We start from the raw sequence: 13,407 nt of genomic DNA, 5'->3' as shown, positions 1-13,407 counted from the left end.
TTTTTACTATAAAAAAATATAACAATTTTATATCTATTTGTTATATTTTTATTCAGTAAATTTGCTTTGCTAAATTAAATAACATGAAACCAGACCTATTTCAATCTCCAGATTACTATAACATAGACGATTTGCTAACAGACGAACACAAATTAGTTCGCGAATCTGCACGTGCGTGGGTTAAAAGAGAAGTTTCTCCTATAATAGAAGAATATGCTCAAAAAGCTGAATTTCCTAAACAAATTATAAAAGGTCTTGGCGAAATTGGTGGTTTCGGTCCTTATATTCCTGTAGAATATGGAGGCGCAGGACTAGATCAAATTTCTTATGGTTTGATTATGCAGGAAATTGAAAGAGGCGATTCTGGCGTAAGATCTACCTCATCTGTACAATCTTCTTTGGTCATGTATCCAATATGGAAATACGGAAATGAAGAACAAAGAATGAAATACCTGCCAAAACTAGCGACAGGAGAATTTATTGGTTGTTTTGGTTTAACAGAACCCGACCATGGTTCGGATCCTGGAAGTATGATTACCAATTTTAAAGATATGGGTGATCATTATCTTTTAAATGGTGCCAAAATGTGGATTTCAAATGCTCCGTTTGCCGATATTGCTATTGTTTGGGCTAAAAATGAAGAAGGCCGTATTCACGGATTAATAGTTGAACGTGGTATGGAAGGTTTTTCGACTCCAGAAACGCACAATAAATGGTCGCTTCGTGCATCTGCAACAGGCGAGCTTATTTTTGATAACGTAAAAGTTCCAAAAGAAAACCTTTTACCAAATAAATCTGGCTTAGGCGCACCGCTTGGCTGTTTAGATTCTGCTCGTTACGGAATCGCATGGGGAGCAATTGGCGCAGCAATGGACTGCTATGACACTGCTTTAAGATATGCAAAAGAAAGAATCCAGTTCGGAAAACCAATTGGAGGAACTCAATTACAGCAAAAAAAATTGGCCGAAATGATTACCGAAATCACAAAAGCACAATTATTAACTTGGCGTTTAGGTGTTTTAAGAAACGAAGGAAAAGCTACGACTGCGCAGATTTCTATGGCAAAACGAAACAACGTAAACATGGCGATTACTATTGCTCGCGAAGCAAGACAAATGCTTGGAGGTATGGGAATCACAGGCGAATACTCTATTATGCGCCACATGATGAACCTAGAAAGTGTAATTACTTACGAAGGAACTCACGATATACATTTATTAATAACTGGAATGGATGTAACTGGAATCCCTGCGTTTAAATAATTGATAATTATTAAAATATATACAAAATCAATCTTAAAAAGCTTCTTCTAACAGAGAAGCTTTTTATCTTTGCATTAAAATTTTTTTAAAATGAATATCGAAACGATAAACAAAAGCATACAAACACAAAAAGACCAACTATTACATCATTCTTTATACAATAAGATTCAAAACATAGATGACTTACACAGCTTTCTAGAAACACACGTTTATGCTGTTTGGGATTTTATGTCACTTTTAAAAGCATTGCAGGCCAAACTTACTTGCACAACAACACCTTGGTTTGCAACTAAAAACCCAGAAACTCGTTATTTAATTAACGAAATTGTTCTTGCAGAAGAAACCGATTTGACAATTGACGGAAGAAGACAAAGCCACTACGAAATGTATCTAGAAGCAATGGAAGCTTGTGGAGCCAATACAACCGGAGTTTTAAGCTTTTTATCAGAAGTACATTCGCTTCAAAATATATTTGTTGCCATCAAACAAAGTTCATTACATCCAAATGTAAAATCTTTTCTTGATTTTACTTTTAGAGTTATCGAAGAAGGAAAACCACACGAAATTGCTGCTGCATTTACCTTTGGAAGAGAAGATTTGATTCCGAGTATGTTTACTCAGATTTTGAAAAATTTCCAGAAAAACCTTCCCGATACAGATCTAGCAAAATTGCTATACTATTTTGAAAGACATATCGAATTGGATGCCGACGAGCATGGACCAATGGCTATGCAAATGATTACAGAACTATGTGAAGAAGATGCTCAAAAATGGAAAGAAGTTGAAGAAGTTTCAATTCTTGCCTTAGAAAGACGTATCGCACTTTGGAACGCCATCGAAGAAGAAATTGTGATGAAAACCGAAATGGTTTAAAAACAAAATAAGTTATTTAACGTAACTCTTTTCTAAAAAATTCCAATAACTGAAACTGTTTTAACAACAGATAAGTTATTGGAATTTTGTTTTTCATACCTTTGACATTCAAACTGTTGAAAACACTTTCAAATGAAAATTATCGATTTCATTCCAACAGAACAATTAAAGCCTTTTGTCAAAACTTACAGAATTATTGAAAGCGAAGACGAATTGACAAACAGGGTTTTGCCTAGCACTTCGCTAGCAATTGCTTTTCGCTGCAAAGGCGACGTCAATTATATTCAAGAAAATCGGAATGATAAATTACCCCTTTCTACAATTTCGGGTATTCGCAAATCTGTACGATTAATTAATTATGCAAAAGATACGGCAACTCTTGTCGTTCAGTTTAAAGAAGCTGGTGCTAAAGCTTTTTTTAAAGAACCGCTTCATGAATTATTTGAAGAAAGTGTTTCGCTCGACAACTTTATTCCACGGCAAAAAATTGCCATTATTGAAGAACTTTTAGCCGAAGCAAAAACCAACAATCAAAAAATTGCAATTATAGAACAGTTTCTTTTATCGAGACTCCACAATTATAAACCAGACGATTTAATCTCGGCTGCCATTAATATCATACAATCTAAAAAAGGCATCGTTAAAATAAAAGAACTTGCCGATGCACTTTTTATCAGTCAAGATGCTTTTGAGAAAAGATTCCGAAAAACAATTGGATCATCTCCAAAACAATTTTGTTATGTTGTTCGTATAAAATCAATTATCGATCACAAACAAAAAAACCAAAACCTTATCGATCTGGCTTTTGATGCGGGTTATTTTGACCAGCCTCACTTTAATAAAGACTTCAAATTGTTTACAGGACAAACTCCAACAGAGTTTTTCAACTTTCCTTCATTTTGGTAAATCAATGATTTTTTACAATGATTAGAGCTTCGTAATTCTGAATTTTACATCAATAAAAACAAGAATTATGAAAACAAATCTTTTAATCGTAATTGTCTTTTTGACATTATTCAGCTATAGAACAAATGCTCAATCAACAACAATCAATTCAGAAATTGAACCTAAAAAATCAGAAACCATGCAGCAAATTTTTATCGATAAATTTATTGTTCCTGAGAAATCAAAACAAGAATTTTTAGAACGAGTGCAAATCAACCGAAACTTTATAAAACATTTAAACGGATTTGTAAATGACAATGCTTACGAACGCGTTGATGAAAAAGGCAATTTAATTTACATTACAATTGCCGTTTGGGAAAATGAAACGGTCTTGAAAAGCGCCAAAGAAGCTGTACAAGCTTACTATAAAAAAGAAAGTTTTAATATCTTTGAAATGTTTGAAAGACTTCACATTACTATGGAACGAAATATTTACAAAGAAGCCACAAAACCGTAACTAGTCATTTAACGTAACTATTTGTTTAAAGCGACTAGAATCTAATTGGAACAAATTATGAAACCACATTTTAAACAAATAGTTACTATTATACTTTCAGTATTTCTTTTGAGCTGCAGTTCAGACGAAACTACTCCCACAACTTCTCCACCAGTTGTAACTCCACCTAAAACCACAGAACCACCAATTGCCAGCAAAGTAAATTATTTAGCTTTAGGCGACAGTTACACCATTGGTCAAAGCGTGTGCGCTACATGCCGTTTTCCTGAGCAATTAAAGGCAAGTTTAAACGCCATGTACTCTAGTAGCATTTCTCTTAAAATAATCGCTACAACAGGCTGGACAACATCCAATTTAATTTCGGCCATTGATTCTCAAAATCCAGAATCCAACTACGATCTCGTAACACTTTTAATTGGTGTTAACAATCAATTTCAGCATAGAAGTTTTTCTATTTACGAAAAAGAATTCCCCGAATTAGTCAGCAAAGCCATTATGCTAGCCAAAGGCGACAGAAAAAATGTTGTTGTTATTTCTATTCCAGACTACGCGTATACTCCATACGGACAAGCTCTTGCAGGAAATCAAAGCGGTACAATTTCAACAGAAATTAACCAATACAATGCTTTTGCAGAAAATTATTGCAACACCAATCAAATTGCCTTTGTATCGATTACAGAAATCACTCGCGAAGGACTTAATAATCCTATTTTGGTTGCTTCAGATGGTTTGCATCCTTCAGAAGCCGCGTACAGAATGTTTGTCGATAAAATGATGCCGAAGGTTAAAATAGCACTGCAGGATTAAGATTTTTTATTTATTAGAAGCAGAAAAACTCATTTTCAAAATCACGTTTAGTCCCGTCCCGATAGCTATCGGGACTGTATCTTTTGTGTTGAACCCCAACACAAAAGGATATCGCTTCTATCGGGGCTAGATTAGACGTTTTCTTTTTCATAAATTTGGCTTTTAGAGAATAATTATAAACCGTATCTTACAAAATCTAGCCTGTTTTTTACTGAAATCTATTTTTCTCTAAAAAATTTTAAATACCTTTGAAGTATGAGCACAACAACAAGATCAAGTCATATAGGAAGAAAAATCAGCCGAATTCGTGAGCTGAAAGACATGAAACAAGAAGCTTTGGCACAAGCTTTAGGAACAAATCAGCAGGCGATTTCTGCTATGGAAAACAGCGAAACTATAGACGACGAAAAACTGAAAGCTGTCGCAAAAGCTCTTGGCGTAAGCGTTGAAGCAATTCAAAATTTTACGGAAGAAAATATGATTAATTATTTCAACAACTTTTATGATAATAGTAGTGGCGGTAATGGAATATTTAATTCTAACAATTACAATTGCACTTTTAATCCTTTAGATAAATTAGTTGAAGTTTATGCAGAAAAGGAGAAACTTTACGAACGATTATTGCAATCTGAAAAGGATAAAAATGAGTATTTGGAGAAGTTGTTGAATAAGAAATAAGTTTCTTAAAATAAGAAACCACAAAAAAGAGATCTTGTTTGAACTGCCCCCAAAAAGTTAGACACTATTTGGGGGCATTTTTATGGAAAGAAAAGTCAAGTACAATTGTGAATTTAAACTTCGTTGTGTAGAAGAAGTTATGAAAAGGCATAACTCGGTTAAAGGCACAGCTAGAGCAAACAAGATAGCTGAAAGCAACCTTACATGCTGGATTAGCCGCTATAATGAATTTGGAATTGAAGGTCTTTTACCAAGGCAGAAAAATAAAGTTTATACTGTAGACTTTAAATTAAAAGTGATACAAACCATTCAAAATAAGTCATTATCTTTGGATGAAGCCTGCTTGATTTTCAAAATTCCAGCGCAGTCAACCATAATAAGCTGGCAAAGAAAATATGCAAAAGATGATTTGGCAGGCTTAGAACTTAAATCACGTGGCAGACCAGCAGTTATGAATTTTAAGAGAAAGCAACGAAAAACAGACAAACCTTTAACCAGGGAAGAGGAACTCTTAAAGGAGTTAGAGTACCTGCGCGCTGAGAACGAAATTCTAAAAAAGTTCAACGCCTTAGTTCAAGCCGAGCAAGCCAATCAAAACAAAAAGCTCAAACCATAATGGAATTAAGGCATAAGTATGATTTAGATCTTTTACTAAATTGTATGAACATGGTTAGAAGCACGTATTATTACTATGAAAAGAAAGGTCAGGTAATCGATAAATATCAAGAGATAAAAGATTTAATTAAACAGATTTACAATTATCATAAGGGCAGATTAGGATATAGACGTATTACTCTATTACTCAAAAAAGAGGGGATTTTAATTAATCACAAAACAGTGCTTCGATTGATGAAATTTTTAGGATTAAAAAGTCTAATCAGAATCAAGAAGTACAGATCGTATAAAGGAGAGCAGGGAAAGATAGCCCCTAATCTGCTACAGCGCAATTTTAAGGCTGATATACCTAACCAGAAATGGGCAACCGATGTCACTGAATTTAATGTTTCTGGCAATAAATTATACTTATCGCCGATAATCGATCTGTTTAATGGAGAGATAATCAGCTATGACTTATCGCAAAGACCAGTGTTTAATCAAGTTTTAAATATGCTTGAAAAAGCATTTAAAAAAATACCGGACAATACTAATCTGACTCTGCATTCTGACCAAGGATGGCAGTATCAAATGACACAATATCAGCATTTATTAAAGAAAAAAGGAATTATGCAAAGCATGTCCAGAAAAGGTAATTGTCTTGATAATGCAATAATTGAAAACTTCTTTGGAATATTAAAATCAGAGTTGTTTTATCTTAAAAAATACACTTCCATTAATCAATTGAAAAAAGAGATTATCGAGTATATAAATTATTATAATAATGACAGAATTAAACTTAATCTAAAAGGAATGAGCCCGATACAATATCGAGCTCATTATTATAAAACTTAATTATTAATTTGTCTAAACTTTTGGGTGCAGTCTAGTTTAGATCTCTTTTTTATATTACGAAAAGATTTCAAATAAAGAATTTATCGATTAGTTTTTCTTATATTCTCAACGTAATTACTGAAAGGTTTACATGATGGATGATTATCAATTTCCATATTTGCTTTTTCAATTATCTTTTGAGGTGCATCAATTTTATAAAGCATCACCCTAACTCCTGTAACAGTTTGTTTTCCTTGATAATCTGTTTTCCTATAACTAATTTTTAATCCACTTTTTTTCACTATACTTAAAAGAGTTGGAATTACGTGTTGAAAGTTTTTTGGAGATGAAAATGTTAAATCATCAATATATCTAGTATAAGTAATATCATTTTCCTCACATATTTTTATAAGCTCATAATCTGTTTTAAGAAAAAATATATTTGAAAGATGTGTACTTGTCGGAGTCCCTTGTGGCAGTTCACCTTTCCAAGTTGTTAATTTAGTCATATAAAAAGCAAACTGTTTATTATAACCTAATTCAATAAATAAATCGTGAATTTTCTTCGATTTAACTGAAGGATAAAAATCTTTTAAATCTGTTACAAAAACATATTTATTGCCTTGATGTGGTTTTGCATTTGTTATATTACTCTTTCTCTTCACTCCACCATGCACATTCTTTGGCAATTCAATTTTAGAAAGAATTCTATCTTTAATTTTTGACTGAATAAGATTCAATCTTTTTTTTGAAGGTCGAATTATTCGCTCCTTAACAGTTCCATCTAAGTATGTTTTAGGCTTTCCCGTTTTATTATCAATTTTTTGTTCAATACGCTCTCTATAATGATTATCTATTGACTGTATAATCTCATCAAGATCTTTACTTTTCTCACCTATAATTGATGGTAAAAACAATTTATTTTTTATCTCTAAAGAATTCACTAATAAAGGATTTAACGGATGGATTTATAATTGCAAAAGCTTCTCTTTTTTCTGGAGCTACATCTTCTTCATCTAAAGACATAAAAAACAATATGGGCAAAGGAATATCAAGCTTTTGACTTATAACTTTTAAAGTCGATAAATTGGGCTCCTTTGAATTATTTTCTATTTGAGAAAGATATGTCTGAGTGATTCCACAAGATAAAGCAAACTCGTTCTGAGTTTGCCCCTTCTGTTTTCTTGCGCCTTTGATGACTTGACCTATATTCATAATAATTAGTTTAAAAAAATTAAAGGGGTGTCGGGAATTTAGCGATATTGTTTCTAAAATCATGCTTATAGCATTAAATTAAAAAATCTTATTAGAAGAGCGATAATATCTGATACCTCAGATTTGTAATTCTTATCAGTCAATCCTTTTTTATTTCTTAATCTATATAATTTAACTACAGCATCATTTAATAAATTAACATCATTCTCCGATAGAGAGCACTGGTTCTTTGCGATGGTTAAAGCATTTATTAATCCATCGATGTTTTGAAGTCTTGAAATTCTTGACATATTATTTAAGTTTTTAGTAATAGCTTCGTTGCTATCTGCTTATTTAACACTCGTTAATTACTAAATGCGTAGACAATGCTCTCTAGGCACCACTTCAAAATTCTGCTTCTAAAAAAAAGAAACTTTAGTAACAATCAATTTATCTCCTTATTCACTTAAAACTTCCTTTGATCATAATCGAATTGATTTCTCGATTCCTTTCCTTTCACGATAAAGACAGCGGCGCTCTTTTCAGGGGGCGTCGACAGCGTTCAGCAACTTTAGATAATTGTGTCCTAAATCCCTGTAAAGGGTTGTTCAAGAAAATGAACAAAAATTTAAACTCTCCATTTAGCAATTAACTTTCAAAACATGTTTCAAAGAACTATGATGCAAATATAGAAATATATTACTGACAGTTAATAAAAAATATGTTAAAATTTCAAAAAATTTAACAAATCACTTAAAATCAACAGATTAGCACTTAAGAATTAGAAAAACTATACCATCAAAAATAAATTGAGGTTTTCTTATTTAGAAAAGAGAAATTCAGTTGTCAAGTAATCCTTTACAACTCAAACCGCGCAGACTATTAAACTTCAATACATTAAAACAAAAAAACGTAAATTTCTCTAGAGGTATCAAAAAATCTGGCACTAAGAGAATCTTAATAAAAAAACCTCGAAATATACATTTCGAGGTTTGGTATTATTTTTAATTAAAAACTCGCAGAAAGGAAGGGATTCGAACCCTCGATACAGTTACCCATATACTAGCTTTCCAGGCTAGCTCCTTAAACCACTCGGACACCTTTCTAATTTGGTCTGCAAATAACACAAAAAAAACTGACTTTACAAAAGTAAAACGTAAGTTCCTTTTAAATGCTTTTTTTAAATTCTTCCATGAATAGTTTTACGGCTTTTTTCTGGTAACCTCCCATTGTCAGCATGTAGGAATCTCTCTTTGTAGAAACTCCTGTAATTTGAATGGCTTGTAGGCTATCCCAATCTTTTAAAGCCATTTCGGCTACAATTGTGGCCCAATCGCTATTTTCTACCATTTGCAATAATGCGTGAATAGACTGGAGCTCTATCGAAATTTTTGGTTTCATATTAAACTTTTTAAACAATTCTTCGACATATTCTCGCGAATTGGATCCTTTCCCTGGCAATATCAGCGGAATATCCTCTATTTTCTTAAAAGCAATTTTGTCCAAATTGGCTAAAGCATGATTTTTAGAAACCACCATAACCATATTTGAAGTAAATAATGGCACTTTCTGAATCGGCATTTCAATTTCGTGTGATGAAATAACGAATACTAAATCTAATTCGTTATCAATTAACTTCTGTTCTAAAACCTCAGTAGTTCCATACTCGACAATAATCTTGAGATTTTGGTATTTCTTAGCAAATGCATTCACAACAGGCAAAATCAATAAACCAAAAATATACGTCACGCCAATACGTAATTCGCCACCAATCATTTCGTTTAAATCCTCAATGGCCTGTTTTCCGTTTTCTACATTCTCTACTACTTTTTTAGCATGAATTAAAAAAACCGAACCTGCTTCTGTCAATTGCACTTTTTTGCCGATTCGCTTAAACAAAGGCAAACCAAGTTCTTCTTCGAGTTTTTTAATTTGTTGCGAAAGTCCCGATTGGGTTACAAAACATAATTCTGCCGCTTTGGTAAAGTGCAAAACCTCAGCTGTTTTGATAAAATATTGCAGTTGATAAATCTCCATATTGATAAGTTTTACTACTTATTATCAGTAAAATTATTAATTTTTCTAATGCTATCATAATCCCGACCTTTGTATTAAATATTTAGAGTCATGTTTAAAGCCTTAAAATCAAAAAATTTCAAATTATTTTTCTACGGTCAATCGGTATCCGTTATCGGAACCTGGTTGCAAAAAACAGCAGTAAGCTGGATGGTTTACAGCATTACAGGATCTGTTTTTTTATTAGGTTTGGCAACTTTCTTAAGTATGATTCCGTCTTTGTTTTTGGCACCTTTAGCAGGAAGCATTATTGGGCGTTATGACAGACATAGAGCGATGATGGTATTGCAATCTTTGGCAATGCTTCAAGCTGGAGCTCTAGCCTTGCTAATTTATCTTAAAATTTACAATATCAATTTTATACTTGCGCTAAGTCTTATTCAGGGAATTATCAATGCTTTTGATATGACGTGCCGTCAAACCATGATGATTGATATTGTTGATAATAAAGAAGATCTCCCGAATGCTGTAGCGCTAAACTCTACCATGAATAATTTTGCCAGAATTGCAGGTCCTGCTCTTGCTGGAATTATCTTGCATCAATATGGAGAAGATATCTGTTTTATTGGAAATTTCGTGAGTTATGTTCCTGTCTTGATTTCATTAATGATGATGAAAATCACTCCACATATTAAAGCCGAAAATAAGCTGAATATGCTAGATGATTTAGTAGAAGGTTTAGATTATGTAAAAAAAGAAACCGAAATGGCCAGAATGCTTTTAATGCTTACCTGCAGCAGTTTATTCGTCATTTCTTTTAATACTTTGATGCCGGTTTTTGCAAAAGATATCTTTAACGGAAATGCCGAAACTTTCAGCTGGTTTGAAAGCGCTGCCGGAATTGGTTCTGTTTTGTCTGCAATTTATTTGGCCAATCTAAAATCTGCTGAAAACATGAACAAATTGATGATCTCAGCAAGTTTACTTCTTGGTTTCAGCGTAATTATTCTGGCCCTTTCAAGCAGTATTACAATTGCATTGATCTGTATGACTTTAAGCGGAATTGGAATGATGGGACAAACTTCTTCTATCAACATTTACATTCAGACTCACAGTACTGTCAATATGCGCTCAAGAAGCATTAGCTACTACATGATGGCTTATCAAGGAATGATTCCTGTGGGAAGTTTAATTATTGGATATGTTTCTCACTTTTTAGGTGTAAGAGCTACAGTCGCTGTTCAGGGAATTATCTGTATTATTTCTGTAATCGTTTATTTGTATTACAAAAAACATAAAGCAATCGAAGATTTGGAAACTTGCCCGGTTACTTATAAAAATTCGAAGTTTTAAGTTTTAAATTCCAATTGCATTTTGTCATCCTGACGGAGGAAGGATCACACTAGTAACTCCGCATGCAAAATAACCCATCTTTGTCGAGTTTCTTGTGTGATCCTTCCTCCGTCAGGATGACAAAATGAAACGGTTAAGTGAAATTTTTTTAAATAAAAAAATCCCAAATTCCAACTTTAGATTTTGGAATTTGGGATTTTTAAAATATTGTAATTTAAATTTAAGATATCTCCCCGCGAAGTGCAGTTTCAAAAATATCTTTAAACTCGTTTTGAGGAATATTATGACCAAGCAAATACATCAATTTAGTGATTGCCGCTTCTGTCGTGATGTCTTTTCCTGAGATCACTCCAAGCGATTTTAAAGCTGTACTGGTTTCGTATTGTCCCATATTCACGCTTCCGCCCGAGCATTGTGTTACGTTTACGATATGCATTCCAGATTTGATTGCTTTTTCTATTAGGTTTAAAAACCAATCTTCTGTTGGAGCATTTCCTGAACCATAGGTTTCCAGAATGATTCCTCGTAAACCTTTCGTTGAAAGAATGGAAGCTAGAACAATTTCACTCATTCCAGGAAACATTTTGATAATCGCAACGTGGTTGTTTAAGTTTTTATGAACAATAAGCTTTGCATCTTTATTTATTGGAAGAAATAAATGCTTGTTTAATTTTAAATGAACACCAGATTCTACCAATTCAGGATAATTTGGCGCTGTAAAAGCTCTAAAATGTTCTGCATTTACTTTAGAAGTTCGGTTTCCGCGGTATAATTTGTATTCAAAATACAAACACACTTCTGTAATAACCGGTTTTCCGTTTTCTTGAAGAGAAGCAATCTGAATTGCTGTAATCAAGTTTTCTTTTGCATCGGTACGCAAATCACCAATTGGCAATTGCGAGCCTGTAAACACAACTGGTTTGGCCAAATTCTCGAGCATAAAGCTTAATGCCGAAGCCGAATACGACATGGTATCTGATCCGTGAAGCACTACAAATCCGTCGTAAGTATTGTAATTTTCCTCGATAATGGTGGCAATTCTTGTCCACATTTCGGGATTCATATTAGAAGAATCAATTGGATGTTCGAACGAAATTGATTCAATTTCGCAGTCCAATTGTTTAATTTCTGGTATTTTCTGAATTAATTTACCAAAATTGAAGGCTTTAAGTGCTCCCGTTTCAAAATCTTTGCTCATACCGATAGTTCCTCCGGTATAAACCAATAATATTTTTGCTTTAGATGACATCTTGGTATTTCAATTTATTGACAACAGGGTTAGCATACATAGCCAAGAATCCTTGTCTTGTCACAGGATTATCGCTTCCGATACGCATTTCTAAACGACGCTCAAAAAGCTGCTTTTCGCTTTCTTTATACTTGTGAGCAAACTTGTCTGTTTCGTTTAAAATATCGTAAGCAATAAAGTTTGTTGGCCATAATTGGTAGTTTTTCAAAATAACATCATCAATAGTTTGTGCCAAAGCTTGAACTTGCTTGTTTGCATTATCGTTTTCAGCCACAATCTGATCGATTTCTGTATCTAGAACATCGCCAACAGAAATGTGTATTCTTTTCTTCGTTCCCATGATACCACTTAAAATGGTCATGAAATCTTCATTTTTGTCTTTTACGTAAACCTCATTATTTGCTTCTGCCATTAATTGCGGCATTTTCAAAACATCGGTAGGATCGTATTCGTAAGAAATAGAAACTGGAACAATTTTTAATTTCTTAAAATAATCCATTAAGTTTTCTTCGTCAGAACCCATTCCGATCATTTTTAAAACTCCTGGATTGGTTTCGTCATTTCCATCTTTTGTTCTTCCTTCTCTTTGGGCAATCCAAACCGAACGATTTTCGCGAAGGAGTAATTGTCCCATATATTCAGACAACAACTTTGAACTTTGCAGCATTTCACGAGGCGTTAATCCTCTTAAAACCAAAAAGTTTCTATTTAATTTTGCTAAAGTTGCCAAGAAAGCTTTCTTTACTAAATTATCTCCAATTGCCGAAGCAGTCATCACCAAACCATGTTCGAATAAACAAACATTTAATAATGTTGTATCCAAAAGAATATCTCTATGATTCGAGATAAATAGATAAGAAGTATTGGGTTCTAGTTTCTCAAAACCTGAAGTTGTAAGACCTTCAGAACTTTTTTCTAAAACTTTCTGGATTGTATTGTAAATAAAATTGCATTGAAAATCACGAATAGAATGTGTTTTCTTTAATTGTTCCTTCCAAACCTCATCTTCGACATCCGGAAAAGTAAAGTTCATCATGGTTTTCATCATAGGATGATTTACTACACCATGAAGTGCTTCATTTATTTCGGAATCATAAAACGGTCGAATGGCATCAAATCTCTGCATTATTTATTTGGGTTTAAGT

The 13,407-nt window shown here is 33.2% G+C and carries 14 protein-coding genes and 1 tRNA gene; 8 read left to right on the top strand and 7 right to left on the bottom strand.

Annotated elements, in window-relative coordinates; genetic code table 11:
* The first annotated feature begins 83 nt into the window (after nucleotides 1-83).
* The 7 genes from QLQ95_RS09735 (at nucleotide 84) to QLQ95_RS09705 (ending at nucleotide 6,471) form a co-directional block, all read left to right on the top strand.
* Nucleotides 84-1,262 (top strand): acyl-CoA dehydrogenase family protein, encoded by a 1,179-nt coding sequence (locus QLQ95_RS09735; RefSeq protein ID WP_095929690.1) that lies wholly within the window; start codon nucleotides 84-86, stop codon nucleotides 1,260-1,262.
* Nucleotides 1,263-1,352: 90 nt separating this feature from the next.
* Nucleotides 1,353-2,135, top strand: coding sequence for a DUF3050 domain-containing protein (locus QLQ95_RS09730; protein ID WP_095929689.1), 783 nt, complete (start codon nucleotides 1,353-1,355; stop codon nucleotides 2,133-2,135).
* 132 nt (nucleotides 2,136-2,267) lie between these two features.
* On the top strand, nucleotides 2,268-3,041 hold the full coding sequence (locus QLQ95_RS09725) for an AraC family transcriptional regulator (RefSeq protein WP_482503600.1): 774 nt from the start codon (nucleotides 2,268-2,270) through the stop codon (nucleotides 3,039-3,041).
* Nucleotides 3,042-3,108: 67 nt separating this feature from the next.
* Nucleotides 3,109-3,537, top strand: coding sequence for a hypothetical protein (locus tag QLQ95_RS09720; protein WP_482503598.1), 429 nt, complete (start codon nucleotides 3,109-3,111; stop codon nucleotides 3,535-3,537).
* Between the two features lie 57 nt (nucleotides 3,538-3,594).
* Complete coding sequence (locus tag QLQ95_RS09715) at nucleotides 3,595-4,344, top strand: SGNH/GDSL hydrolase family protein (RefSeq protein ID WP_482503596.1); 750 nt, start codon at nucleotides 3,595-3,597, stop codon at nucleotides 4,342-4,344.
* A gap of 255 nt (nucleotides 4,345-4,599) precedes the next feature.
* The gene (locus QLQ95_RS09710; RefSeq protein ID WP_482503594.1) at nucleotides 4,600-5,022 is read left to right on the top strand and encodes a helix-turn-helix domain-containing protein; all 423 of its coding nucleotides are present in this window, start codon (nucleotides 4,600-4,602) and stop codon (nucleotides 5,020-5,022) included.
* A gap of 82 nt (nucleotides 5,023-5,104) precedes the next feature.
* Nucleotides 5,105-6,471 (top strand): IS3 family transposase gene (locus tag QLQ95_RS09705; RefSeq protein WP_414655674.1). Its coding sequence is split into 2 segments (ribosomal slippage): nucleotides 5,105-5,573 and nucleotides 5,573-6,471, totalling 1,368 coding nucleotides; the frame shifts between segments, so codons are not numbered across the junction.
* Nucleotides 6,472-6,551: 80 nt separating this feature from the next.
* Here QLQ95_RS09705 and QLQ95_RS09700 read toward each other — a convergent pair.
* From QLQ95_RS09700 to QLQ95_RS09680, 5 genes are all read right to left on the bottom strand, one after another.
* Complete coding sequence (locus tag QLQ95_RS09700; RefSeq protein ID WP_172426896.1) at nucleotides 6,552-7,394, bottom strand: reverse transcriptase family protein; 843 nt, start codon at nucleotides 7,392-7,394, stop codon at nucleotides 6,552-6,554.
* The gene (locus QLQ95_RS09695; protein WP_172426895.1) at nucleotides 7,369-7,665 is read right to left on the bottom strand and encodes a helix-turn-helix domain-containing protein; all 297 of its coding nucleotides are present in this window, start codon (nucleotides 7,663-7,665) and stop codon (nucleotides 7,369-7,371) included. The genes QLQ95_RS09700 and QLQ95_RS09695 overlap by 26 nt, the downstream gene beginning before the upstream one ends.
* Before the next feature lie 65 nt (nucleotides 7,666-7,730).
* The gene (locus QLQ95_RS09690) at nucleotides 7,731-7,955 is read right to left on the bottom strand and encodes a hypothetical protein (protein WP_095929682.1); all 225 of its coding nucleotides are present in this window, start codon (nucleotides 7,953-7,955) and stop codon (nucleotides 7,731-7,733) included.
* A gap of 708 nt (nucleotides 7,956-8,663) precedes the next feature.
* Nucleotides 8,664-8,750: transfer RNA gene (locus QLQ95_RS09685), tRNA-Ser, on the bottom strand.
* Between the two features lie 61 nt (nucleotides 8,751-8,811).
* Nucleotides 8,812-9,681: a LysR substrate-binding domain-containing protein gene (locus QLQ95_RS09680; protein ID WP_095929681.1), complete on the bottom strand. Its 870-nt coding sequence runs from the start codon at nucleotides 9,679-9,681 to the stop codon at nucleotides 8,812-8,814.
* A gap of 90 nt (nucleotides 9,682-9,771) precedes the next feature.
* Here QLQ95_RS09680 and QLQ95_RS09675 point away from each other — a divergent pair, with 90 nt between their 5' ends.
* Nucleotides 9,772-11,013, top strand: coding sequence for an MFS transporter (locus QLQ95_RS09675; RefSeq protein ID WP_095929680.1), 1,242 nt, complete (start codon nucleotides 9,772-9,774; stop codon nucleotides 11,011-11,013).
* A gap of 220 nt (nucleotides 11,014-11,233) precedes the next feature.
* Here QLQ95_RS09675 and QLQ95_RS09670 read toward each other — a convergent pair whose 3' ends face one another.
* Both QLQ95_RS09670 and QLQ95_RS09665 read right to left on the bottom strand, forming a co-directional pair.
* Nucleotides 11,234-12,262, bottom strand: a complete 1,029-nt coding sequence (locus QLQ95_RS09670) for an asparaginase (protein ID WP_428239012.1) — start codon at nucleotides 12,260-12,262, stop codon at nucleotides 11,234-11,236.
* Nucleotides 12,252-13,388: a 1-acyl-sn-glycerol-3-phosphate acyltransferase gene (locus QLQ95_RS09665; RefSeq protein WP_095929678.1), complete on the bottom strand. Its 1,137-nt coding sequence runs from the start codon at nucleotides 13,386-13,388 to the stop codon at nucleotides 12,252-12,254. The genes QLQ95_RS09670 and QLQ95_RS09665 overlap by 11 nt, the downstream gene beginning before the upstream one ends.
* Between the last annotated feature and the right edge of the window lie 19 nt (nucleotides 13,389-13,407).

This window comes from Flavobacterium sp. B330r, from assembly GCF_056824325.1.
This window is presented reverse-complemented; position numbering and strand designations above follow the sequence as displayed.

Coding starts and splice junctions, on each gene's coding strand:
- QLQ95_RS09735 (WP_095929690.1), top strand. CDS start 84: ATGAAACCAGACCTATTTCAATCTCCAGATTACTATAACATAGACGAT.
- QLQ95_RS09730 (WP_095929689.1), top strand. CDS start 1,353: ATGAATATCGAAACGATAAACAAAAGCATACAAACACAAAAAGACCAA.
- QLQ95_RS09725 (WP_482503600.1), top strand. CDS start 2,268: ATGAAAATTATCGATTTCATTCCAACAGAACAATTAAAGCCTTTTGTC.
- QLQ95_RS09720 (WP_482503598.1), top strand. CDS start 3,109: ATGAAAACAAATCTTTTAATCGTAATTGTCTTTTTGACATTATTCAGC.
- QLQ95_RS09715 (WP_482503596.1), top strand. CDS start 3,595: ATGAAACCACATTTTAAACAAATAGTTACTATTATACTTTCAGTATTT.
- QLQ95_RS09710 (WP_482503594.1), top strand. CDS start 4,600: ATGAGCACAACAACAAGATCAAGTCATATAGGAAGAAAAATCAGCCGA.
- QLQ95_RS09695 (WP_172426895.1), bottom strand. CDS start 7,665: ATGAATATAGGTCAAGTCATCAAAGGCGCAAGAAAACAGAAGGGGCAA.
- QLQ95_RS09690 (WP_095929682.1), bottom strand. CDS start 7,955: ATGTCAAGAATTTCAAGACTTCAAAACATCGATGGATTAATAAATGCT.
- QLQ95_RS09680 (WP_095929681.1), bottom strand. CDS start 9,681: ATGGAGATTTATCAACTGCAATATTTTATCAAAACAGCTGAGGTTTTG.
- QLQ95_RS09675 (WP_095929680.1), top strand. CDS start 9,772: ATGTTTAAAGCCTTAAAATCAAAAAATTTCAAATTATTTTTCTACGGT.
- QLQ95_RS09670 (WP_428239012.1), bottom strand. CDS start 12,262: ATGTCATCTAAAGCAAAAATATTATTGGTTTATACCGGAGGAACTATC.
- QLQ95_RS09665 (WP_095929678.1), bottom strand. CDS start 13,388: ATGCAGAGATTTGATGCCATTCGACCGTTTTATGATTCCGAAATAAAT.